This window comes from Cellulosimicrobium cellulans, assembly GCF_042723955.1.
GTDB lineage: Bacteria > Actinomycetota > Actinomycetes > Actinomycetales > Cellulomonadaceae > Cellulosimicrobium > Cellulosimicrobium cellulans_H.
In genome coordinates, this window is record NZ_JBHXIC010000070.1 from 1 (window position 1) to 23,311 (window position 23,311).

Genomic DNA, 23,311 nt, shown 5'->3' on the forward strand with positions numbered 1-23,311 from the left:
TCCCCGCCCCCCCACCCCCCCTCACCCTCCCCTCTCCACCCCCAAACCCCCCGGCGTGGGGAGGGGGCCGCCTCGGGCGGCGAGGCGGTCTTGCAGGCGGGCGAGGACGTCGCCCGTGCGCAGGCCGTCGTGCTCGAACTCGTTCGTGACCCACGTGCGGACGTTCCCGACGTGGGCGGCGGTCTCGAGCGACAGGCCCGCGTCGACGAACATGTCGTCGAAGTACACCGCCGCCTCGACCGGCACCTCGTTGCGGGCGAGCACGTCGAGCTCGTACAGGTCGGGCCAGTCCTCGCGCGCGGCGAGCGCCTCCGCCGCCGCGCGGAAGGGGCGCAGCGCGGCGACCTCGTCGAACATCCAGGGGTAGATCATCTCGCCCGTGAGCAGCAGCGGCCGGGCCGCCGGGTCGAACGCGCGGTCCTCGGCGCGCACGGCCTCGGCTGCCCAGGCCGTGGGCCCGGTGCCGGACTGCGCGTAGATCGACTCGTGCAGCACGGCGTAGAGCGGGTTGGTGCGGAACGACGTCGCCGCGGCGAGCTCCGCGAGGAACGTGTCGGTGAGCTCGCCGGGGGCGTCGGGGTCGAACGCCTCGTCGACGACCCAGTGGATGCGCTCCGGGCCGGGCTTCATGCCGAGGTCCATGCCCAGCGACTGGAGCCGGCGGACGGTGAGCGTGTCGCCGTCGGGCAGTCGCACGTCGCCGGCGGCCAGGCGGTCCGCGACGCGCGCGAGACGGGCCGCGTCGTCGGGGTAGCGCTCGCGGTAGGCGGCGTTCTTCGCGACGACGCGCGGCTGGGTGCGACGGTAGACCTCGCGCGCGTCCGCCGTGAGGCCGGGCAGGCCACCCGTCACGTAGCACGCGTCGAGCGCCTCGGGCGCCCGGGACAGGTACGTCATCGTGAGGAACCCGCCGTACGACTGCCCGAGCGAGGACCAGCGCCGGCCGCCGTAGACCGTGCGGCGCACGTGCTCGGCGTCCGCGACGATCGCGTCGGCGCGGAAGTGCGCCAGGTACTCGGCCTGGGCGGCGCCCGTCCCGCGCGCGGCGAGCGCCGCGCCCCGCACGGCCGACGACCGACCGGTGCCGCGCTGGTCGAGCAGCACGACGCGGTGGGTCTCGAGCGCGGTGCCGACCCAGCCGTCGGGACCGGTGGGACGTGGACCCTTGCCGCCGGGGCCGCCCTGGAGAAAGACGAGCAGCGGCAGGTCGTCGCGACGACGCACGGGGTCGACGAGCTCGCGCACGAACAGCGTCAGGCGGCGCGGGTCGGCGTCGTCACCCCAGACGAGCGGCACCGCGAGCTCGCGGTCGGTGACGTGGATGCCGGGGACGGTGTAGCTGGTCTCGCGCAGGACGCTCACGCGCTCCACCCTAGCCAGCGGCGTCGCGCACGGTGACGACGACCTTCCCGAGGGCGCGTCCTTCACCGTGCAGGGTGAGCGCGGCGGGCACGTCCACGAACGGGAACGTGCGGTCGACGTGGATCTCGACGTCGCCGGCGGCGCACAGGTCGGCGAGCGGCGTGAAATGACGCGGACCCTGTCGTACGAAGAGGACGCCGAGCCGTGCACCGGTCAGCGCTCCCAGGACGGGCCCGACGGTGAGCATGCGGAGCAGCGTGCGCAGCGTGCCCCCGACCATCAGGCACCGGCCACGGCGGGCGAGCGCGCGCCGGTAGGCGAGCACGGAGCGGTGCGCGACGAGGTCGACCACCAGGTCGTACGGGCCGGTCCGCGTGAAGTCGGTCCGCCGGTAGTCGATCACCTCGTGCGCGCCCAGCCGCTCGAGGAAGTCGAGCTTGCGCGCGTTGTCGACCGCGGTGACGTGCAGGCCCCGCGCGACCGCGAGCTGGACCATGAGGCTCCCGGAGCCGCCGCCCGCGCCGTTGACCAGCACGCGAGACCCCGGCGCCGGCGACGCGAGGGCCTGGAGCGCGATGGCACCCGCCTGCGGGATCGTGGAGGCCTGGGCGAAGGTCAGTGCCGGCGGCTTGTGCGCCACGGCCTTCTCCGGCATCACCACGTGCTCCGCGAACCCGCCGCGGCGCGGGAGGTTGTCGCCGTAGACCTCGTCGCCCGGACGGAAGCGCGTGACCCCGTCCCCGACCGCGACGACGCGACCGGCGACGTCGGACCCCAGGACCTGGGTGCGCGGCGCGCGGAGCCCGTCGAGGCGCGCGTAGCCCGGGGTTCCCCGGAGCGCCTCCCAGTCCGACAGGTTCACGGACGTCGCGACGACCTCGACGAGGACCTCGCCGTGCACCGGCGCAGGGGTCGGCACCTCACGGAGCCGCAGCTCGTCGACCCCGCCGTACCGCTCGTAGACCCACGCGCGCACCCGCCCACCGTAGGTACTCCCGCGGGCGGGAGCGAGCCCGGGCCGACGGCGGAGGCGTCAGAGCTCGACGGTCTCGTTCTCCCCGCCCTCGTACGGGCGCCCGGTGACCTTCGCCTTGACGAGGCTGAAGAGCGTCGCGACGCGGCCGCCCGGGGAGTCCCAGAACTCCGCCGACTCGGCGTGCAGGCGGATGAGCACGACCCCCGGGGTGTCCGGGCCGTCGGGGAACCACGCGTCGGCGACGGTGTTCCACAGCTCGCGGATCTTGTCCGGGTCGTGCACGAGCGTGGCCCGCCCGGAGAGCGACACCCACGAGCTCGTCCCGGAGAACGCGGCGTTGGCGGCGGAGTCGCGGGCGATCTCCGCGACCTTGTGCGAGTCCGCCGCGGCGAAGAACCACAGGTCGCCGTCGAAGTCGACGGCCTGCACGCCCATCGGGCGGCTGACGAGGCTCCCGTCCTCCGCGACGGTCGTGAGCATGGCGATCCGCTCGTCCTTGACGAGCTCGCGGACCTTCTCGACCTCGTCGGACCCGGCGTGCGGCAGCTCGTGGTGCGTGTCGGTCATGACGTCTCCCGTCGTGGCGGGCCGCCGTGTCGCGACCTCCTCCGACGCTAGGCACGTGCCCCGGGGCTCGCTCGCCGGGCCGGGGACGACGGAGGGGTGGGGCGCCCCCGGGCACCCCACCCCTCCGCACGTGCCGCGTCCCGCGGGGGACGCGACGTCGGGACTACTGCTCGACGTCCTCGTCCACCCACTCGAACGTCTTCGTCACGGCCTTCTTCCAGTTGCGGTAGAGGCGCTCGCGCTCGGTGTCGTCCATCGACGGGCTCCAGCGCTTGTCCTCGGCCCAGTTGTCGATGACGTCCTGCTCGCCCTTCCAGAACCCGACGGCGATGCCCGCGGCGTACGCGGCGCCGAGCGCCGTGGTCTCGGCGACCCTCGGGCGCACGACGTCGACGCCGAGCTGGTCGGCCTGGAACTGCATGAGCAGCTCGTTGGCGACCATGCCGCCGTCGACGCGCAGCTCGGTGAGGTCGACGCCGGAGTCGGCGTTCATCGCGTCGAGCACCTCGCGCGTCTGGTACGCGGTCGCCTCGAGCGCGGCGCGCGCGATGTGGTTGCGGTTGACGTACCGCGTGAGGCCGACGAGCGCGCCGCGCGCGTCGGAGCGCCAGTACGGGGCGAAGAGGCCGGAGAACGCAGGCACGAAGTACGCGCCGCCGTTGTCCTCGACCTTGCCGGCGAGCCACTCGACGTCGGGGGCGTCCTCGAACATGCCGAGGTTGTCGCGGAGCCACTGGATGAGCGATCCCGTGACGGCGATGGAGCCCTCGAGCGCGTAGCGGACGGGCTGGTCGCCGATCTTGTAGCAGACGGTCGTGAGCAGGCCGTTCTGGCTCATGACCTTCTCCGTGCCCGTGTTGAGCAGCATGAAGTTGCCCGTGCCGTACGTGTTCTTGGCCTGCCCGACCTCGAAGCACGCCTGGCCGAACGTCGCGGCCTGCTGGTCGCCGAGGATGCCGGCGATCGGCACGCCCGGGAGGAGGCCCTGCTGGCGGCCGTGCCCGTAGACCTCGGAGGAGGACTTGATCTCGGGGAGCATGGACAGCGGGATGCCCATGTCGGCCGCGATGTCCTCGCGCCAGGAGAGGGTGTCGAGGTCCATGAGCATGGTGCGCGACGCGTTGGTCACGTCGGTGACGTGCACGCCGCCGTTGACGCCGCCCGTGAGGTTCCACAGCGTCCACGTGTCGGTGTTGCCGAACAGCAGGTCGCCCGCCTCGGCCTTCTCGCGCGCGCCCTCGACGTTGTCGAGGATCCACTTGACCTTGGGGCCGGAGAAGTAGGTCGCGAGCGGGAGCCCGACGATCGACTTGTACTTCTCGGGACCGTCGGAGCCGCCCAGCTCGTCGACGATCTTCTGGGTGCGGGTGTCCTGCCAGACGATCGCGTTGTAGACCGGCTTGCCCGTCGTCTTGTCCCACACGACCGCGGTCTCGCGCTGGTTGGTGATGCCGACCGCCGCGATGTCGTTGTGCGTGACGTTGGCGCGGGTGAGCGCGAGGCCCACGGCCTCGCGGACGTTGTTCCAGATCTGCTCCGGGTTGTGCTCCACCCACCCTGCGCGCGGGAAGATCTGGTCGTGCTCGAGCTGCCCGGTGGAGACGATCTCCCCGGAGTGGTTGAAGACGATGGCCCGGGAGCTCGTGGTCCCCTGGTCGATGGCGAGAACGTAGTCGGCCATGGTGCGTTCAGTCCTTCACGTCGGTGTGGGTGTGGGTTGCGTCGAAGGTGCCCGGCGCCCGACGGCGGCGGGTCGCGTGACCGGGGAGTCCCCCGGCTCCCCGGTCACGCGGGGGAGATGGTCCTGACGTGGGGCCGGTCAGACCCAGGCCGCCCCGAGCAGGCCGGCGAGCACGCCACCGACCAGCGGACCGGCGACGGGGACCCAGGAGTAGGCCCAGTCGCTCGAGCCCTTGCCACGGATCGGCAGCAGCGCGTGCGCGATGCGAGGACCGAGGTCACGGGCGGGGTTGATGGCGTACCCGGTGGGACCACCGAGGCTGGCGCCGATGCCGACCACGACGAGCGCGACGGCGAGCGGCCCGAGGCCGGACGGCGTCTTGCCGGACGCCACGACGAAGAACACGAGCACGAAGGTCGCGATGACCTCGGTGACGAAGTTCCACGCGTAGGAGCGGATCTCGGGGCCGGTGGAGAACACCGCGAGCTTGGTCGCGCCGGGCGCGTCCTCGTCGAAGTGCTTCTTGTACGCGAGGAACGCGAAGACGGCGCCGACGAAGGCACCGATCATCTGCGCCCCGAAGTACATGAACATGTTCCCCACGGTGGGCTCGATCGTCGCCGTGACCAAGCCCTCCGGCCCGGTCACGGAGTAGAACGGCTCCTGCGCGGTGAAGAGGCCGATGGTCACGGCGGGGTTGATGTGCGCACCCGACTTGTAGGCCACGTAGACGGCGGTGAAGACCGCAAGGCCCCATCCGAAGTTGATGAGGAGCCAGCCGCCGTTGAAGCCCTTGGTCCTCGGCAGGATGACGTTGGCGACGACGCCCGCACCGAGGAGGATCAGTGTCGCCGTGCCGAGGATCTCGGACCAGAAGGCGTTCATGAGGAGTTGATCCATCGTGCTCTCTCTTTCGTGGTGGACTTCTCTGTCTCAACCGTCCCGGCGCGCCAGAGCGCCGGGTCCTCGGGCCGGTCCGCCGTCGGCGTGCGCCCCGTGAGGTCGGTGTGCGAGGGCCGTCGGGCGCCATCCCCTGCCGGACGGCGCCCGAGGCCCGCTCGCGAGCGGTGTTCTGCTGTCAGGTGGTGCGGAGCGGCTGGAGGGGCGACACGTCGTCGACCTCCAGCCGGGTGCGCTCGGCGGAGGCGTCGTCGGGCTCCTGCTCGGCGGCGGCCTCCGCGTTCGCGCGGTCGGTGTAGCTGGCGATCTCGGCGGCGCGCGTCGCGTCGTCCCACCCGAGGAGCTCGGCGACGAGGTCGGCGATCTCGGGAAGCGCGGCGAGGCCGCGGTCGGCGACCTCGTAGTTGAGCCGGGTGCGGTGCAGCAGGAGGTCCTCGAGGTGCAGCGCGCCCTCGTGGGAGACGCCGTACGCGATCTCGGCACGCAGGTACGCGGGCGCGTGCTCGAGCGGCTTGGCCAGGTCCGGCCGCGCCTCGCACAGCTCGACGATCTCCCGCAGGTTGGAGCCGTACCGGTGCAGCAGGTGGTCGACGAGGGCGGGCGTCCAGCCGTAGCGCGAGGCCCACGGTCGCGCCTGACGCCGGACGGCGTCGAGACCGACCGCGCCCAGGAGCGGGATCTTCTGCGTGATCGACGGCAGGGCGCTCGCGCGCTGGCCGATCGCGAAGTCGACGGCGTCCTTGGCCATCACGCGGTAGGTCGTGAGCTTGCCGCCGGCGATGACCGTCAGGCCCGGGGTGGGGGAGGCGACCGTGTGCTCCCGGGAGACCTTCGCGGAGCTCGTGCCCTCCTTGGTGCCGGGCTGGAGGAGCGGTCGCAGGCCGGCCCACGTGCCGATGATGTCGTCGCGCGTGAGCGGGTGCGCGAGCACCGCGTTCGCGTGCTCGAGCACGTAGTCGATGTCGGCCGCGGTCGCGACGGGGTGCTGGAGCTCCTGCTCCCACGGGGTGTCGGTGGTGCCGATCACCCAGTAGCGCGACCACGGGATGACGAAGAGCACCGACTTCTCGGTCTGGAGGATCAGCCCGACCTTGCCCTTGATGCGCTCGCGCGGGACGACGATGTGGATCCCCTTGGACGCCAGCACGCGGAGCCCGCCCTCGCTGCCCGCGAGCGCCTCGGTGTCCTCGGTCCACACGCCCGTCGCGTTGATGACGGCGCGCGCCCGCACGGTGATCTCCCGCCCGGTCTCGAGGTCCATGAGGACGGCACCGTTCACGGCGCCCGTCGAGCCCTTGGTGAGCGAGACGACCTGCGTGCGCGCCGCGGCGTGCGCGCCGTAGGACGCGGCGGTCCGGACCAGCGTGGTGACCAGCCGGGCGTCGTCGACGGACGCGTCCCAGTACTGGACCGCGCCGACCGCGGCGTCGTGCGCGAGGTCGGGGAACTTCTTCTCCATGCCGCTGCGGGACAGGTGCCGGTGCAGCGGCATCGCCCGCCGGCCGGGAGCGACGCTCGCGAGCGTGTCGTAGAGCGCGATGCCCGCGCCGACGTAGGCGCGCTCCCACACGCGGTGCTCGAGCGGGTAGAGGAAGGGGACGGGCCGCACGAGGTGCGGCGCGATCTCCTTGAGCAAGAGGTCGCGCTCGGTGAGCGCCTCCTTGACGAGGTGGAAGTCGAGCATCTGCAGGTACCGCAGCCCGCCGTGGACGAGCTTGCTCGACCGGCTCGACGTCCCGGCCGACCAGTCCTGGGCCTCGACGATCGCCGTCGACAGCCCGCGCGTCACCGCGTCGAGCGCGATCCCCGCACCGGTGACGCCGCCGCCGATCACGAGGACGTCGAGCTCCGCGTCGGCGCTCGTGCTGGCCTCGAGCGCGGCGAGCGCCTGTCGGCGCGACTCCGCGGTGAGTCTCGTGGATGCCATCCGTCTCCCTCTCTCGTCCCTCGGTGCTGCGGGCACGCCGCGGGACGATGCGCCCACGGTGCGCTCACAGCGACGGTCCCACGCCCGACCAGGGTGCGCGAGCGGTAACCGCCGTGCGCGCGCCGGGGTCCCGGCGCGACGGCACGCCCTCCAGACCACCACGCGCCGAACGGACGCGCAACCGTGGTGCACGAACGTGCAGAATGGAGGTCGAGCGGAAGGAGACCGTCATGGTGGACCGGGAGCAGGACGTCCTGCGGGCGGCGTCGATGTACTACCTCCAGGACATGAAGATGGAGGTGATCGCGAAGCACCTGCACACGTCGCGGTCGACGGTGTCGCGCCTCGTGAAGCGTGCGCGCGACACGGGGCTGGTCGAGATCTCGCTGCGGCCGGCGCGGAGCCGCGGTCCCGGGCTCGGCCAGCACCTCTCGAGCACGTGGGGCATCGACGCGTACGTCGTCCCGGTGCCGGACCAGGCGCCGCAGGTCGAGCGGCTGGAGCAGGTCGCCCTGACGACCGCGCGCCTGCTGTCGACGTGGTTCGACTCCGACATGATCCTCGGCATCGCGTGGGGGACCACGTTGTCCGCCATCTCCCGGCACCTGCCGCGCAAGCCGACGCGGGGGAGCGCCGTCGTCCAGCTCAACGGCGCGGCCAACACGCGCACGTCGGGCGTGCACTACGCGGGTGACCTCATCGCGGGCTTCGGCACCGCGTTCGACGCGCACGTGCACCATTTCCCAGTGCCCGCGTTCTTCGACTACGCCGAGACCAAGCGGGCGATGTGGCGCGAGCGCTCGGTGCGGCGCGTCCTCGACGTGCAGCACCGGGCGGACATCGCGCTCTTCTCGGTGGGCGCCGTCGCGGGCGGCGTGCCGTCCCACGTCTACTCGGCGGGCTACCTCGAGCCCGACGACATCGCGGTGCTCGACGCCGAGGGCGTCGTCGGCGACGTGTGCACGGTGTTCCTGCGCGCGGACGGCACCTACCGCGACATCGCGCTCAACGAGCGTGCGACCGGCCCGGGCCCCGACGAGCTGCGCCGTGTCCCGCGGCGCGTGTGCGCCGTGGCGGGCGACAACAAGGTGGCGCCGCTGCGTGCGGCCCTGCGCGCCGGCGTCGTCACGGACCTCGTCGTGGACGAGATCACGGCGTCCCGCCTGGTCGGAGGCGGGTGAGCGGAGACGCGCACGTATGCGCTCGGCTGCATGAGTATGCAAGACCCGTCGGATCCGCGTACAGTGACGCGGTGCCCACGACCTCCGCCGTCCGCGTCCGTCCCGCCCTGCCCGCGGACGTGCGCGCGGTCCGCGCGCTCGTGCAGCCCTATGCGGAGGCACGGATCCTCCTGGCCAAGGAGCTGGTGGGGTACTACGAGGCGGTCCAGGAGTTCGTCGTCGCCGAGGTGGAACCTGGCGCGACCGGTGAGCCCGACGGCGCGGGCGCACCGCTCGTCGTCGGGTGCGGCGCGCTGCACGTCATGTGGGACGACCTCGCGGAGATCCGGACCCTCGCCGTCGACCCCGCGTGGCGCGGGCACCGCGTGGGGCACGCGCTCGTCGTCGAGCTCCTGGCGCGGGCGCGGGCGCTCGGCCTGCGTCGCGTGTTCTGCCTGACGTTCGAGGTCGACTTCTTCCGGGCGCACGGGTTTCGCGCGATCGACGGGACGCCCGTCTCGCACGACGTGTATGCCGAGCTCCTGCGCTCGCACGACGACGGCGTCGCCGAGTTCCTCGACCTCGCGCGCGTGAAGCCCAACACGCTCGGCAACACGCGCATGCTGCTCGACCTCGACGACGTGCCGGAGGGCACCGCCCCGCTCAGCTGATCGGGACCGTCGACGCGCGCGTCACGACCCGGCACGGGAGCTCCTCGACGCCGGGTCGCACGGTGCCGTCGATCGCCGCGAAGAGGCGCTGCGCCGCCACCCGGCCGAGGCGCTCGAGGTTCATGTCCACGCTCGTGAGCTGGGGGCGCGCGTTGGTCGTGAGCACCTCCCAGTTGTCGAACCCGATGACGGACACCTCGCCGGGGACGTCCCGGCCGAGCTCGCGCAGTGCGTCGAGCACGCCGCGCGCGATCTGGTCCGACCCGCAGAAGAACGCGTCGACGTCGCCGTGCTGCTCGACGATCATGCGCGCCGCTCCGCGTCCCCAGCCCTCGCTCCACGAGCCGAAGAACGTCTGCCCGCCCACGAGCTCCAGGCCGGCCGCGGCGACCGCGGCCTCGGCGCCCGCCGCGCGGTCCTGCGCGGCCTTGTAGCCGGGGTCGCCCGAGACGTGCGCGACGCGGCGGCGCCCGCACGAGAGCAGGTGCTCGACGGCGAGCCGGCCGGCGCCGACGTTGTCGGCCGTGATCGAGACGTCGGACGGGTCCTCCGACGGCGCGTAGGCGTACACCACCGGGACCGGGACGTCGGCGCTGAGCGGGGGTCGGGGGTCGGTGCGCGACCCGACGACGATGAGGCCGTCCACGCGCCGCGAGAGCAGGGCGCGGACGTGGTGCTGCTCGCGGATGGCGTCGCCGCGCGCGTCGCACAGGAAGACCGACACGCGGCCGGCGCCGAACGCGTCCTCGGCGCCCATGAGCACGGGGATCGAGAAGCGGCCCTCGAGGTCGCTCGTGAGCAGCCCGACGGTTCCGGTGCGGCCCTTGAGCAGCCCGCGCGCGAGCGCGTTGGGCGCGAACGACAGCCGTTCGGCGGCCTCCAGGACGCGCAGGCGCGTCTCCGCCTTGACCTGGTCGCGCCCGTTGATCGCCTTGGACGCGGTCGCGATGGACACGCCCGCGAGGCGCGCGACGTCGGTGAGGGTCGCTGCGCGCGGCGTGGCGCTCCCGCTCTGGGTCGTCATGAGGCCGTTCCCCCTCCTGCCGGTGCGCTGCGCTGCGCCCTCGACGATCGAGCCGTGATCGAACTGTAACCCGCTGCTGTGCTTGACGAGACTACCGCGCTGCCATACATTCAGAAAACCTTTTCGGTTGGTTTCGGTTCCGACGCACGTCACGAGCAGGGGGCTCGCAGGCGACGCCAGGACCTCGAACACTAGCCGCCTGAGGGGAGTGTCGGCCACGTGGAGCGCGCCGCAGCGCGACACGATGACCGAAAACGTGTTCGCCCACAGCGCGGGCACGGGGCGCAGGTGCAACGGCTCGATGACGAGTACGAGGAGACACGAGATGAAGAACCACCGCGGGGCCTCCTGGAAGAGGTCCGTGGCCACGACGACGCTCGCCGGCCTCGTCGCGCTCGGGCTCGCCGCGTGCGGCGGGTCCGGATCCGGCGGCGACGACGCCGCGACGGGCGGGACGGGAGAGGGTGGCGTCGAGGGCGTCGACGACGGAAGCACGCTCACGCTGTGGACGCGCGCGCCGCTCGAGAAGCAGGCAAAGCTCCTCGTGGACGCGTACAACGCGAGCCACGAGAACCAGGTCGAGCTGACGATCGTCCCCAACGACGACTACGTCGCCAAGGTCGGCGCGGCCGCGGGCAGCGGGGGCCTGCCCGACCTCTTCGCGGCCGACATCGTGTACGTGCCGAACTGGGTCGAGCAGGGCCTGTTCCAGGACGTCACCGACCGCATCGACCAGCTCGACTTCGCGGACGAGATCAACCAGGGCCACCTCGAGGCCGGCACCTACGAGGACCAGGAGCATGTCCTCCCGTTCGTGCTCGACATCTCGGTCCTGTTCTACAACAAGGACCTCTACGAGCAGGCGGGCCTCGACCCGGAGGCCGGCCCGACGTCGCTCGAGGAGTTCGCGGAGCAGGCCAAGGCGGTCGACGCGCTCGGCGGCGGCGTCGACGGCACCTTCTTCGGCGGCAACTGCGGCGGGTGCCTCGTCTTCACGTGGTTCCCGTCGGTCTGGGCCGCGGACGAGGACGTGCTCAGCGCGGACGGTACCGAGTCACTCCTCGCGAGCGACACCGCGCAGGACGTCTACGCCGTGTACAAGGACCTCGTCGACTCCGACGCGGTAGGCGCCGGCACCCGGGACGAGACCGGCGCGACCTGGGTCGCCCCCTTCCAGGAGGGCAAGATCGGCGTGATGCCGTACCCGGCGACGCTCCTGTCGACGGCCGACGAGACGGTCGACGTCGGGGTCGCCCCGATCCCGGGGCCGGGCGGCGGCGAGTCGACGTTCGTCGGCGGCGACGGCATCGGCATCTCCAAGGACAGCGAGCAGTCCGACCAGGCGTGGAACTTCCTCTCCTGGATGATGTCCGAGGAGGCGCAGGTCGAGGTGCTGGCCAAGAACGGCGACGTCGTCTCGCGCGCCGACCTGGTCGACAACGAGTACTCGTCGGCCGACCCGCGCGTCGTGACGATCAACGAGATCGCGAGCAAGGGCCGCACGCCCGTCGCGCGCAACTTCCAGCAGGCGTTCAACGCGCCGAACAGCCCGTGGCTCACGCTCGTGCGCAACGCGGTGTTCGGCGACGGCTCGAGCATCGAGCCGGACAACGAGGAGATCACCGCGGTCCTCTCGCAGTGACCCCCGGGTGACCACCCGGGTGACCGCACCCGCGTGACCACCGCGCCCGCCGCCGCGCCCACCGTGCGGCGGCGGGCCGGGTCCGGCTTCCCTCGCCCTTGTTCCAGGAGACCTCTCATGTCCGTGCAGTCCGCGTCCTCGACGCCGCCCTCGCCCGTGCCGCACGGCGCGGCGCCGCGGGGCCCCGCCGCGAGCGACGACCGCCCGCCCCGGCGCACCGTACCGGCGGGCGCCGAGCGCCGCCGTCGCCCGCGACGCTCGCAGGCGACCCGCGGGTGGGCCTACGCCGCCCCGACGGCGGTGTTCGTGCTCGTCCTCTTCGTCCTCCCCGTGCTGCTGGTGGGCCAGATGTCGGCGTCCGACTGGCCGCTGCTGGCGGGCAACCGGGGCGTGAACTTCCCCGACAACTTCCGCGACGCCGTCGAGAACCGGTTCTTCTGGGACTCCGTCGTCTTCACGGTGAAGTACACGGTCATCGCGACCGTGCTCCTCATCGGCCTCGGCCTCGGGTTCGCGCTCCTGGTGCAGGAGTCGAGCCGGTGGAAGAGCTTCCTGCGCACGTCGATCCTCGTGCCGAGCGCGCTGGGCCTCGCGTCCGCGTCGCTCCTCTTCTACGCGCTGTACTCGCCGCAGGTCGGACCCATCTCGCCCCTGCTCGAGCGGCTCGGGCTCGTCGACGAGCCGGTCTCGTTCCTCGGGTCGCCCGAGGGCGCGCTGTGGTCGACCGTGTTCCTCATCGTCTGGCGCTTCGCGGGCTTCTACATGCTCCTGCTCATGGTGGGCCTCCAGGGGATCCCGCACGAGGTCTACGAAGCGGCGCGCATGGACGGCGCGAACCGCTGGCAGACCTTCGGCCGGGTGACGCTGCCGCTCCTGCGACCGTCGCTCGCGCTCTGCACGATCATGTGCGTCACCGGCTCCCTGCTCGCGTTCGACCAGTTCTACATCCTCACCAAGGGCGGTCCGGACAACAGCACGATCACCGTGGTGCAGCTCATCTACAACATCGCCTTCCAGGGGCAGAACGACCTGGGCGTGGCCGCCGCGCTGTCGATCATCGTGCTCGCGGCCCTCGTGATCATCAACGTCGCGCAGGTCCGTGGCATGCGCGCACCCGAGGAGAAGTGACATGGCCGTCACCGCACCCGCTCCCGCCCCCGCGACGCGCCCGGCGCGACCCGGGCGGCCCGCGCCCCGTGCCCGGATCGCCGGCGTCCTCACGCGCACCCCGTACTGGGTGCTCACCGCGGGCCTCGCGATCGTCTTCCTCTTCCCGCTCGTGTGGGCCGGGGTCGCGTCGTTCTCGCCGCAGCCCGGCAGCGCCCAGGTGGACGGCTGGGGGTTCGGCAACTACTCGACCCTCGCGAGCTACCAGGCGGGGATCTGGCAGTACCTGTGGAACTCCGTCGTCGTCTCCGGGCTCACGGTGCTCTTCACGCTCGGGGTGTCGCTGCTGGGCGGGTTCGCGTTCGCGCGGTTCCGCTTCCCGGGCCGCGACGTGCTCTTCCTCCTGACGCTCGCGATCCTCATGGTCCCGTACGCGACCCTGCTCATCCCGCTGTACGTGCTGCTCAACACGCTGCACCTGCAGAACTCGCTGCTCGGGCTCGCGCTCGTCCTCACGATGTTCCAGCTCCCGTTCGCGACGTTCATGATGCGCATCTCGTTCGAGTCGGTCCCGCGCGAGCTCGACGAGGCCGCGATGGTCGACGGGTGCTCGTCGTTCGGGGCGCTGCGTCGCGTGCTCGTCCCCGCCGTGAAGCCGGGTCTCATCACCGTGGGCCTGTTCGCGTTCCTCGCGGCCTGGAACGACTTCGTCGCGCCGCTCATCCTCATCACCGACTCGACCAAGGCGCCGCTGCCGCTCGCGGTCGCCAACATGCGCCAGCAGGTCATGGGCATCGTCGACTACGGGGCGACCCAGGCGGGCGTCGTCGTGCTCGCCGCGCCGTGCGTCGTCCTGTTCCTCCTGCTCCAGCGCCACTACGTGCGCGGCTTCATGTCCGGGGCGCTGAAGGGATGACGACCCACGCCCCGCCCCCCACGTCCCGCGCCGCCGGGCCGACGCCGTCCGGCGCCCCCGACGACCGACCCCACGAACGACCCGACGAACCACGAGGCGGCGCCGCCGCCTCCGGAGGTGCTGCCATGACCACGACCCCGACCGTGCCCCGGACGACGGGGACCGGTGCCCGCCCGACCGACGGCGGACGCCCGGTCGTCCCCGCGACGGGGCGGCTGCAGCCGCTCGGGCTGGCGCAGGTGCGCATCACGGGCGGGTTCTGGGCCGAGCGCCAGGAGGTCAACCGCGCCGCGACCCTGGGGCACATCGAGCACTGGCTCGAGGCCGAGGGCTGGCTGCCGAACTTCGACGCCGTCGTGCGCGGCGACGTCGCGGCGACCCGGCGGGGCCGGGAGTTCAGCGACTCCGAGGTGTACAAGCTGCTCGAGGCGATGGCGTGGGAGCTCGGTCGCAGCCCCGACGACGGGCTCGAGCGCCGGTTCTCCGCGATCGTCCAGCGGGTCGCGGCGGCGCAGGCGCCGGACGGCTACGTGTGCACGCGGTTCGGCAACCCCGGCCAGCCGGCGCGGTACACCGACCTCGAGTGGGGCCACGAGCTGTACGTGCAGGGCCACCTCATGCAGGCGGCCGTCGCGCGGGCCCGCACCGGGCACCCGGACGACCTCCTCGTCGAGGTCGCGCGCCGCTCCGCCGACCACGTGTGCGAGGCGTTCGGCCCGGACGGCATCCAGGGCGTGTGCGGGCACGCGGAGGTCGAGGTGGCGCTCGCGGAGCTCGGGCGCGCGCTCGACGAGCCGCGGTACGTGCGGCAGGCGGCGCTCTTCGTCGAGCGACGCGGGCACGGCACGCTCGCGGACATCGAGTGGGGCCGTGCCTACTACCAGGACGACGTCCCGGTGCGGAAGGCCACCGTGTTCCGGGGCCACGCCGTCCGGGCGAACTACCTGGCCGCCGGCGCGGTCGACGTCGCGGTCGAGACGGGCGACGACGAGCTCGTCGCCGCGGTCGCCCGGCAGTGGGAGCGCACGCAGGCCGCGCGCACCTACGTCACGGGGGGCCAGGGCTCGCACCACCAGGACGAGGCGTTCGGCGACGACTTCGTCCTCCCGCCCGACCGTGCGTACTCGGAGACGTGCGCGTCGATCGGGTCCGTCATGGTGGCGTGGCGCCTCCTGCTCGCGCAGGGCGACCCGCGGTACGCGGACGTGGTCGAGCGCACGCTGTTCAACGTCGTCGCGACGTCGCCCGCGCACGACGGCCGCGCCTTCTACTACGCGAACACGCTCCACCAGCGCGTCCCGGGTGAGCCCGCCGCGCCGGACCAGGTGAGCAAGCGCGCCGAGTCGTCGCTGCGGGCGCCGTGGTTCGAGGTGTCGTGCTGCCCGCCGAACGTCGCGCGCACGTTCGCGAGCCTTGCCGGGTACGTCGCCACCGTCGACGACGGCGGCGTCCAGCTCCACCAGTACGCGACGAGCGAGGTCCGCGCGACGCTGCCGTCCGGAGAGCCGGTCGCGCTCGACGTCGAGACCGGCTACCCCGCGGACGGACGCGTGCGCGTGCGCGTCGTCGAGGCGCCTGACCGCTGGGCGCTCACGCTGCGCGTGCCCGCGTGGTCCGGGTCGGGTCTGCTCGTGGTCGACGACGGTCCGGCCCGCCAGGTACCCGCGGGCACCGTCGCGGTCCCCGACCTGCGGGCGGGGAGCGTCGTCACGCTCGACCTCGACGTCGCGCCGCGGTTCCTCGTGCCCGACGAGCGCGTGGACGCCGTGCGCGGGTGCGTCGCCGTCCAGCGCGGCCCCGAGGTCCTGTGCGTGGAGTCCGTCGACCTGCCGGGCGGACGCGACGTCTCCGACCTGCGCGTCGACGTGGCCGTGCCCCCGCGCGAGGAGGACGGGCGCGTCGTCGTGCGGGGTCTGCTCGTGGACCCGGCGACGGCCCCCTGGCCGTACGCACCGCTCCGGGGCGGGGCTCCGGGGCGGACCGGTTCCGGGCGCGCGGTCGAGCCCGTCGAGACGTCCGTCGACGTCCGGCTCGTGCCGTACCACGACTGGGCCGAGCGCGGCCCCTCGACGATGCGCGTCTGGCTGCCGACCGTCTGACCCGGTCCGGGGCGCCCGGCGGCGGGTCAGGCGGGGAGGCGGTAGAGGTCGTCCTCCTGCTCGACGAGCCCGTCCTCGACGAGGCTCGCGACGCAGCGGTCGAGCTGCGCGGCGTCGTGCCACACCTCGGCCACGACGCCGCGCGGCACCGGCCCCGGCGCCTCGCGCAGAGCGGCCATCACCCGGCCCCGCACCTGGCGGTCGGTGCCCGCCCAGGCCTGGGTGCGCCGTCGGCCCGCGTGCTCGTCGACGGGCCGCCCGGCGCGCCGCCACGCGCACGCGTCGCGCACGGGGCACGCGCCGCAGCGCGGCGTCCGGGCCGTGCACACGAGCGCACCGAGCTCCATCGACGCGGCCGCCCACAGCACGGCGTCGTCGTCGCCCGGCGGGGCGACCGCCGCGGCGGTCGCGCGCTCGGCGGCCGTGTACGACGGCGCGGGCAGCGCGACACCGTCGACGGCCCGCGCCAGGACCCGGCGCACGTTGGTGTCGACGACGACCGCCCGCCGCCCGTGCGCGAACGCGGTGACCGCGGCGGCGGTGTACTCGCCGATCCCCGGCAGGGCGCGCAAGGCCTCCTCGCCGCGCGGGACCTCGCCGTCGTGGCGCTCCACGATCGCGCGGGCGCACTCCTGCAGGCGCAGCGCACGCCGCGGGTAGCCGAGCCGGCCCCACGCGCGCAGGACGTCGGCTGTCGGTGCGGCCGCCAGGTCCGCCGGCGCCGGCCAGCGCGCCATCCACTCCCGCCACGCCGGCTCGACGCGGACCACCGGCGTCTGTTGGAGCATGACCTCGCTCACGAGCACGCCCCACGCGGTGCGGTCCGCGGCGCGCCACGGCAGGTCGCGCGCCGTCTCGCCGAACCAGCGCCCGACGGCGTCGCGCAGGTCGGCGTGCGGGTCCCGTCCCGGGGCGAAGACGGGCGGGCGGTCCTGGCGCGCAGCCGGGGCGGTCATGACGGCTGTCGTCCCTCTCGGTCGTCGGGTGCGCCCCTCGACGACGAGCCGGCGGGCGGTCGTGACGGCGAGACGGTGCCGACAGGTCGTGGGGACGACCCATTCTGCCTCGATCTGGGCGGTCGTCGGCGCGGCAGCACCGGGCCGCGCGCCGGTCCCGGATACCGTGGTCGCGACCAGCACCTGCACGACCGGAGGACCCCGTGAGCACGCCGCGGACCGACCGCGCCCCGAGGCCGAGCGACCGCCCGCGCCGCGGGGCGGGCAAGCCGTCCCGCGGCGCCCTGCTCCGCCGCCGCCTCGTCGCGCTCGCGCTGCTCGTCGGGCTGGTGGTCGGGCTCGTGCTGCTCGGTCAGGTCGTCGTGCGGGCGGTGCAGCCGCTGCTGGCCGGGGACGAGTCGGCGCAGGAGGGCAAGTCCCCGCCGCCGACGCCGGAGGCCGCGGGGCCGCCGCAGGACTGCACGGCCGCGTCCCTCGAGCTCGGCGTCACGACGAGCGCGACGGAGTACGAGCCCGGCCGCGCCGTCCAGCTCAGCGTCACGCTCCGGCAGTCCGGCGGCCGGCCCTGCCTCGTCGACGGCTCCGACGCCGGGCGGCAGGTGCAGATCTACTCCGGCGACGAGCTCGTGTGGTCGTCCGCGCACTGCGGCTCGACGGAGCGCCTGCTCCTCATGGGCACCGGGGACGAGGACCCGTCGAAGCTCGTCCGCTGGGACCGCCACCGCTCGGTCGAGGGCTGCGCCCCCGACCAGCCGGAGGTCGGACCCGGCACGTACACGGCCGTCCTGAGCATCGCGGGCGTCGAGGGAGCGACGAGCGAGCCTGTGACCTTCACGCTCCTCGAGCCGCCCGCGCCCTCGCCCGACCCGGCCGAGCCGACCGCGCCGGCCGACGAGACCGCTCCGGCCGACGGGACCGCTCCGGCCGACGGGACCGCTCCGGCCGACGGCGCGACGCCGCCCGCCGACGGGACCGTCTCGTCGGAGGAGGAGACCGCCCCGGTGGAGACGGCGCCCCCCGCCGACGGCGCGTAGCAGGCCGGCCCGCGACGCGGTCGACCGCGTCCCCCGTGATCGACCCCGGGGCTCGCTGCGCCTCAGCGGTTGTGAAACCCATGACAGGTGTCTTTCGGAGAAGAAATACGTGTCCTGACGACCGCGAGCGTGAGATTGCGTCGCAGGTGGCTCTAGGCTTGACTTTGCAACATTTGCGGCGCCGAAGCGTGCAGAGATCGCCCTCCTCACGGCGTCAAAGTCGAGACCGAAAACCATTGCGGTGATCCGTGCGTGCTGGTTGACTGGCTCGCGTCTGGCGACCTCACCGCGGAGGGACCCGGGGCCACGGTCCCGACCACCACCGGCCCGCGGGGCGGCGCGAGCCGGCACGACGATCAGGGTCACGCGTCCCGCAGCGGGGCGGGCGGACGAGGCAGTCCACCCGCGCGACACGCGGCCCCGCCGTCGTCCCGAAACCTGTTCCGGTTCCCGATGGAGAGGACTTGGTGATGTCGGGGAGAGCGTGGAGAAGGGTCGTCGCCTCGGCGATGACAGGTGCGATGGCCGCCACCGGCGTCGCACTGGCACCGGCGGCGCAGGCCGACGTGGTGCCGGGCAACGAGAGCGACGTCGGTGTCTACACCGACGGCACGACGGACTCGATGGACATCGGTGACCCGGTCTACACGAACCTGGACCAGGTCGCCGCCGCCCTCGAGCCAGGGGTCCCGTGGACCGCGGGCTCGATGCACGGGTCGATCTTCGAGAAGGACCTCGCCGCGGGCGGCACCGACTACTACCTCGACCGCGTGCTCGGGGTGAGCGGGACGGCGAACAACGGCGTGCTCCAGACCCGCGGCCGGTCGTTGTACCTGCGGGGCAACAGCAACTGGGCGGTCATGGGCTTCGCGGGCTCGGCGTTCGCGGGCGGGCCCAACAACCTCGGCAACCTCTACACCGTGACCGTGCCCGGTCAGACGATCACCGAGGTCGGTGCGCGGCGCTTCAACGCGCCGAGCCACGCGACGGCGCGGTACACGGTCGGCTCGACGGGCGTCACGGCCGACCTCAAGAAGCTCGTCACGCACGACAACGTGGCGCTGTCGGCGATCACGTTCACCAACCCTGGCGCGAGCGACGTGACCTTCACGGTGCGCGCGGCGTCGCCGCTCGCGACGACGTCGACGGACTCCGCCGACGAGCTCACCGGCACGCGGACCCTGACGAGCGGGTCCAACAACGGGCTCGTGGACACCCCGTGGTCCGACGTGACGATCGGTCTCAAGGCGCCCGGTTTCGAGCGCGCCGGCACCAACCTCGACCGCGAGGTCACGGTCCCCGCGGGCGGATCGCTCGACCTGTCCGTGCTCGGCGTGCTGTCCAGCGACACGCTCCCGAAGTCGGTCGAGAGCTTCCACGAGTACGCCGAGCTGTCGCCGGCGGACGCGTTCCGCACCGGCGTCACGGCGTTCAACCGCCAGTGGGCCCAGGACATCCCGTACATCGACGTGCCCGACGACGCGATCGAGAAGGCCATCGTCTACCGCTGGTGGGGCGAGCGGTACAACAGCCTGGACGCGAACGAGCCCGGCTACGTGTACCAGTACCCGACGACGATCGAGGGCGTGAACCTCTACCAGAATTCGGTGGCGCTCACGCAGCCCATGCACCTCCAGGACACCAAGTGGATCCGCAACCCGTACCTGGGCTACGGGCAGATCCTCAACATCGGCGAGCTGTCGGGGTCCTCCGCGTTCCTCGACAGCCCCGGCCACACGAGCTGGAACAACCACTACTCGCAGTACCTCGGCACCGCAGGCCTCGAGGCGTTCAACGTGCACGGCGGCGGTCCGGCGGTCGCCGAGCGCTTCGCGACGTACTTCGAGGGCGACGGCACCGGGCAGCTCGAGCACTACGACGGCAACGACGACAAGCTCATCGCCTACGACACCAACTACATGCCCGGCAACGACTCGGACGCGATCAGCTTCGGATACCCCAAGGTGAACGCCGGGGCGCCGGGGGCGCGGACGATCGAGCGGCCCGAGTCCGCGTACGTCTGGGGAGCGTTCGACGCCGCCCGTCAGCTCTACGCGATGGCGGGGGCGGACGAGGCGAAGGTCGAGGAGATGGGGCAGACCGCCGACGAGATCCGCGACGCGATCCTCGGCCGGCTGTGGAGCGAGGAGATGCGCATGTTCCTCGCCGGCACGTCGCACGGCGCGACGTCGGGCGGGAACCAGAACCCGCTGAGCCAGGCCGAGCGCGACCTCATCCCGGCCAAGGAGTCGAACCTCTACGACGTCTACGCCGAGAACCTCATCCCGGTCGAGGACGCCGAGAAGTACGTCGACGGCTTCCGCTTCCTGCGCTACGGCGACAACTTCCCGATCTTTCCGTTCTACACGGCCAACCAGTACGACCGGGCGAAGTTCGGCATCGGCGGCTCGAACAACTTCTCCAACATCAACTTCACGGTCCAGTACCGCGGCGTGCGGTCCGCGCTGCGGCACTACGACCCCGACCACACGTACGTCACGCCCGAGTACGCGGCCAAGCTGCTCGACTGGATGGCGTGGAGCATCTACCCGAACGGCAACGCGCTGGTCCCGAACCAGGCCGAGTACTACTCGAACTGGAACGCGAGCACGCAGACGTTCAACCGCAACAACCCGAACCACGTGATGCTCGGCAACATGAACTACATCTACGTCGAGGACATGGGCGGCATCCAGCCGCGGTCCGACGACAAGATCGAGCTCTGGCCGATCGACCTCGGGTACGACCACTTCATGGTCAACAACCTGCGGTACCACGGCAAGGACGTCACGATCGTCTGGGACGAGGACGGCTCGCACTACGGGCTCGGCGAGGGCTACAGCCTGTTCGTCGACGGCGAGCGCAAGGCCGCGGCCGACGGGCTCGGCCGGTTCGTCTACGACCCGGCGGCGAACGAGGTCGTCGAGTCCGACGAGGGTCTCGCGGTCGAGGTCGTCGCGGACGAGGGCGCCGACGTGCCGACGGCCGTCGACACCCCGATCGAGGACGAGCGCGTCGTCTCCTACCTCAAGACGGCCGGCATCGACCTGACGGAGGACGCCGGCAACCTCGCGCGCGGGGCCGAGCTGTCGTCGTCGGCCACCCAGCAGGGCGCGCGCCCGACGCCGTGGCGCCAGTTCCACACGCCCGGCTGGAGCACGGGCTCCATGAACTACACCCCCGGGGCGATCGCCGAGACCGAGCGTCCCGTGTCGCTCGCCGCGGTCACCGACGGCACGACCGTCAACGAGCCGTACTGGGGCAACTACGGGACCGAGGGCAGCACCGGCTACGTCGAGCTCGACCTCGGCGAGCCCACGACGTTCGACAACGTCAAGGTCTGGTTCGTCAGCGACCGCCAGGCGGGCGGGTACCGCGAGCCGTTGCGGTACGCGATCCAGGTGCCCGACGGGTCGGGCGGCTGGACGTCGGTGCCGGACGCGTTCAAGGCCCCGAAGATCCCCGGCCCCAAGTTCAACGAGGCGCTCTTCGAGGCCGTGACGACCGACAAGGTCCGGGTCGCGTTCACCAACACGCCGTCGTACTGGACCGCGATCTCGGAGATCCAGGTCTTCGACTCCGGCCGCGACGTGCCCGAGGTCGTCAACGACGCCCCGACCGTCACGGTGAACGTCGACCGGTCCAAGGACGGCAACCTGTCCACGACGCTCGTCGGCACGGTGACCGACGACGGCATCCCCGACGACGGCACGCTCACGTCCGGGTGGACGACCGTCGCCGCACCCGACGGCGCGAGCGTCATCTTCGGCGACGCCGACGCCCTCACCACCACGGTCACGGGCACGGCCGCGGGGGAGTACACCTTCCGCCTGACCGCGTCCGACGGCGAGCTCACGACCGAGCGCGACGTCCAGGTCGAGCTCACCGAGAAGGCGACGTCGGCCGAGTTCGGCGCGCTCGCGACGATCACGACGAGCGGGTCGGCGTCGTGGGAGAACCCGCTCCGCGTCAACGAGTCCTCGACGCCCGCGAGCTCCAGCCCCGGCGCGGGCAACGGCTGGGGCACGTGGGGCCAGCCAGCGAACGGGACGAGCCCGCAGACCGCGGCCTGGATCCGGTACGCGTGGGAGTCCCCGGTGCTCGTCGCGTCGACCGACATCTACTGGTACGACGACAACGGCGGGACGCGCATGCCGCGCGCGGACACGTACACGGTCGAGTACTCGCAGAACGGCACCGACTGGACGCCCGTCACCCTGACCGGGGGCTCCACGTACGCGGGCGCGCTCCAGCGCAACGCCTACAACCACCTCGAGTTCGAGCCCGTCGAGGCCAGCTACCTGCGCGTCCGCATCACCGGCGTGCAGACCGGCGGCGCCGGCACCGGCATCCTGCGGTGGCGCGTCAACGGTGACACCGTCGACTCGGTCGCGAGCCCGGTGATCGTGCGCACCGTCACGGGCGAGGTGCCCGAGCTGCCGACGTCGCTCGACGTCGTCTACTCGAGCGGCCGCCGCGGCGCGGTCGACTTCAGCTGGCAGCCCATCACGCCCGCCATGGTGGCCGAGACCAACGTCGAGCCGTTCACGGTCTACGGCACCAACACGACCTACGGCCTCATCGCCGAGGCCCAGGTGTACGTGCGGCCGGAGAGCTCGCAGGGCGGCATCTCCATCCAGGGCGCCGAGCAGTTCGAGCAGAGCGTCGACGTCGGCGAGCAGCCGTGGCTGCCCAGCAAGGTCCTCGTGTCGTACAACGACGGGTCGCGCGACAACCAGGCGATCGGCGTCGAGTGGGACTACGACGAGTCCGTCGTCGAGACGCCGGGCGTGTACGTGATCCGGGGCGACCTCGTCCTCCCGGACTACGTGAGCACCGCCGGCACCACGACGACGACGCTCACCCTGACCGTGGGCGACGGCGTCCCGGCGGGTCCGGCGGTCACGGTCACCGCCCAGACCCGTTGCCTCGCCGGCAAGGTCTACTTCGCGGTCCGAGCGCAGAACGACGACGAGGTGCCGCTCACCGTCCGCCTCGACACGCCGTTCGGCACCAAGACCGTCAACGGCGTCGAGCCCGGCAAGAACGCCTACCAGTCGTTCGCGTCACGCTCCACGGCGGTCGAGGCCGGCGAGGTCACGGTCGTGGCCACCGACGCCGAGGGAAGGTCGACGACCGTCACCGAGCAGTACGACGCCGCCACCTGCGGCTGACCCGCAGCTCGCGTCGCACACCCGTCTCGCCCCGGGGCGGCCCCCCCCCCCCGGGGGGGGCCCCCCCGGGGCGGGGGGTGGGGGGGGGGTTTTAAAAAAAAAGAGCCCACCCCAC

16 protein-coding genes are annotated in these 23,311 nt (G+C 72.6%); 8 read left to right on the top strand and 8 right to left on the bottom strand.

Annotated elements, in window-relative coordinates; all coding sequences use genetic code 11:
• Positions 1 to 21 precede the first annotated feature (21 nt).
• From ACFWH7_RS16235 to ACFWH7_RS16260, 6 genes are all read right to left on the bottom strand, one after another.
• Positions 22 to 1,353: an alpha/beta fold hydrolase gene (locus ACFWH7_RS16235; protein ID WP_378217891.1), complete on the bottom strand. Its 1,332-nt coding sequence runs from the start codon at positions 1,351 to 1,353 to the stop codon at positions 22 to 24.
• 19 nt (positions 1,354 to 1,372) lie between these two features.
• Positions 1,373 to 2,338 carry an NAD(P)-dependent alcohol dehydrogenase gene (locus tag ACFWH7_RS16240; protein ID WP_378217864.1) on the bottom strand — a complete coding sequence of 322 codons (966 nt, stop codon included), beginning with the start codon at positions 2,336 to 2,338 and terminating at the stop codon, positions 1,373 to 1,375.
• 57 nt (positions 2,339 to 2,395) lie between these two features.
• Positions 2,396 to 2,905, bottom strand: a complete 510-nt coding sequence (locus tag ACFWH7_RS16245) for a pyridoxamine 5'-phosphate oxidase family protein (RefSeq protein WP_378217866.1) — start codon at positions 2,903 to 2,905, stop codon at positions 2,396 to 2,398.
• Between the two features lie 163 nt (positions 2,906 to 3,068).
• Positions 3,069 to 4,586, bottom strand: a complete 1,518-nt coding sequence (glpK, locus tag ACFWH7_RS16250; RefSeq protein ID WP_378217868.1) for a glycerol kinase GlpK — start codon at positions 4,584 to 4,586, stop codon at positions 3,069 to 3,071.
• 138 nt (positions 4,587 to 4,724) lie between these two features.
• Entirely contained in the window at positions 4,725 to 5,486 is a 762-nt protein-coding gene (locus ACFWH7_RS16255) for an MIP/aquaporin family protein (RefSeq protein WP_378217870.1), read from the bottom strand.
• Between the two features lie 178 nt (positions 5,487 to 5,664).
• The gene (locus tag ACFWH7_RS16260) at positions 5,665 to 7,413 is read right to left on the bottom strand and encodes a glycerol-3-phosphate dehydrogenase/oxidase (RefSeq protein ID WP_378217872.1); all 1,749 of its coding nucleotides are present in this window, start codon (positions 7,411 to 7,413) and stop codon (positions 5,665 to 5,667) included.
• A 203-nt stretch (positions 7,414 to 7,616) separates the two neighbouring features.
• Between ACFWH7_RS16260 and ACFWH7_RS16265 the strand changes: the two genes are divergently transcribed.
• A complete protein-coding gene (locus ACFWH7_RS16265; RefSeq protein WP_378217874.1) occupies positions 7,617 to 8,594 on the top strand; it encodes a sugar-binding transcriptional regulator in 978 nt (325 codons plus the stop codon).
• 71 nt (positions 8,595 to 8,665) lie between these two features.
• Entirely contained in the window at positions 8,666 to 9,244 is a 579-nt protein-coding gene (locus ACFWH7_RS16270) for an amino-acid N-acetyltransferase (protein WP_378217876.1), read from the top strand.
• Here the strand turns inward: ACFWH7_RS16270 and ACFWH7_RS16275 are convergent.
• Positions 9,237 to 10,268 carry a LacI family DNA-binding transcriptional regulator gene (locus tag ACFWH7_RS16275; protein WP_047231526.1) on the bottom strand — a complete coding sequence of 344 codons (1,032 nt, stop codon included), beginning with the start codon at positions 10,266 to 10,268 and terminating at the stop codon, positions 9,237 to 9,239. The two genes, ACFWH7_RS16270 and ACFWH7_RS16275, sit on opposite strands and share 8 nt — an antisense overlap.
• Before the next feature lie 325 nt (positions 10,269 to 10,593).
• On the opposite strand from ACFWH7_RS16275, the gene ACFWH7_RS16280 reads away from it, so the two are divergent.
• The 4 genes from ACFWH7_RS16280 (at position 10,594) to ACFWH7_RS16295 (ending at position 16,032) form a co-directional block, all read left to right on the top strand.
• Positions 10,594 to 11,910, top strand: a complete 1,317-nt coding sequence (locus ACFWH7_RS16280) for an ABC transporter substrate-binding protein (protein WP_378217879.1) — start codon at positions 10,594 to 10,596, stop codon at positions 11,908 to 11,910.
• 117 nt (positions 11,911 to 12,027) lie between these two features.
• Positions 12,028 to 13,038: a carbohydrate ABC transporter permease gene (locus ACFWH7_RS16285; RefSeq protein ID WP_378217881.1), complete on the top strand. Its 1,011-nt coding sequence runs from the start codon at positions 12,028 to 12,030 to the stop codon at positions 13,036 to 13,038.
• Position 13,039: 1 nt separating this feature from the next.
• The gene (locus tag ACFWH7_RS16290) at positions 13,040 to 13,933 is read left to right on the top strand and encodes a carbohydrate ABC transporter permease (protein ID WP_141389542.1); all 894 of its coding nucleotides are present in this window, start codon (positions 13,040 to 13,042) and stop codon (positions 13,931 to 13,933) included.
• A gap of 125 nt (positions 13,934 to 14,058) precedes the next feature.
• Complete coding sequence (locus ACFWH7_RS16295) at positions 14,059 to 16,032, top strand: glycoside hydrolase family 127 protein (protein ID WP_378217883.1); 1,974 nt, start codon at positions 14,059 to 14,061, stop codon at positions 16,030 to 16,032.
• A gap of 26 nt (positions 16,033 to 16,058) precedes the next feature.
• Here the strand turns inward: ACFWH7_RS16295 and ACFWH7_RS16300 are convergent, their stop codons facing one another.
• Entirely contained in the window at positions 16,059 to 16,988 is a 930-nt protein-coding gene (locus ACFWH7_RS16300; protein WP_378217885.1) for an HhH-GPD family protein, read from the bottom strand.
• Positions 16,989 to 17,191: 203 nt separating this feature from the next.
• Between ACFWH7_RS16300 and ACFWH7_RS16305 the strand changes: the two genes are divergently transcribed.
• Together ACFWH7_RS16305 and ACFWH7_RS16310 are read left to right on the top strand one after the other, a co-directional pair.
• Positions 17,192 to 18,022, top strand: coding sequence for a hypothetical protein (locus tag ACFWH7_RS16305; RefSeq protein ID WP_378217887.1), 831 nt, complete (start codon positions 17,192 to 17,194; stop codon positions 18,020 to 18,022).
• Between the two features lie 521 nt (positions 18,023 to 18,543).
• A complete protein-coding gene (locus ACFWH7_RS16310; RefSeq protein WP_378217889.1) occupies positions 18,544 to 23,196 on the top strand; it encodes a galactose-binding domain-containing protein in 4,653 nt (1,550 codons plus the stop codon).
• Positions 23,197 to 23,311 lie beyond the last annotated feature (115 nt).

Bases quoted from the DNA above. Each gene is read 5' to 3' on its own strand.
- glpK (WP_378217868.1), bottom strand. From the start codon at position 4,586: ATGGCCGACTACGTTCTCGCCATCGACCAGGGGACCACGAGCTCCCGG.
- ACFWH7_RS16285 (WP_378217881.1), top strand. From the start codon at position 12,028: ATGTCCGTGCAGTCCGCGTCCTCGACGCCGCCCTCGCCCGTGCCGCAC.
- ACFWH7_RS16310 (WP_378217889.1), top strand. From the start codon at position 18,544: ATGGCCGCCACCGGCGTCGCACTGGCACCGGCGGCGCAGGCCGACGTG.
- ACFWH7_RS16260 (WP_378217872.1), bottom strand. From the start codon at position 7,413: ATGGCATCCACGAGACTCACCGCGGAGTCGCGCCGACAGGCGCTCGCC.
- ACFWH7_RS16290 (WP_141389542.1), top strand. From the start codon at position 13,040: ATGGCCGTCACCGCACCCGCTCCCGCCCCCGCGACGCGCCCGGCGCGA.
- ACFWH7_RS16300 (WP_378217885.1), bottom strand. From the start codon at position 16,988: ATGACCGCCCCGGCTGCGCGCCAGGACCGCCCGCCCGTCTTCGCCCCG.
- ACFWH7_RS16255 (WP_378217870.1), bottom strand. From the start codon at position 5,486: ATGGATCAACTCCTCATGAACGCCTTCTGGTCCGAGATCCTCGGCACG.
- ACFWH7_RS16295 (WP_378217883.1), top strand. From the start codon at position 14,059: ATGACCACGACCCCGACCGTGCCCCGGACGACGGGGACCGGTGCCCGC.
- ACFWH7_RS16265 (WP_378217874.1), top strand. From the start codon at position 7,617: ATGGAGGTCGAGCGGAAGGAGACCGTCATGGTGGACCGGGAGCAGGAC.
- ACFWH7_RS16275 (WP_047231526.1), bottom strand. From the start codon at position 10,268: ATGACGACCCAGAGCGGGAGCGCCACGCCGCGCGCAGCGACCCTCACC.
- ACFWH7_RS16280 (WP_378217879.1), top strand. From the start codon at position 10,594: ATGAAGAACCACCGCGGGGCCTCCTGGAAGAGGTCCGTGGCCACGACG.
- ACFWH7_RS16245 (WP_378217866.1), bottom strand. From the start codon at position 2,905: ATGACCGACACGCACCACGAGCTGCCGCACGCCGGGTCCGACGAGGTC.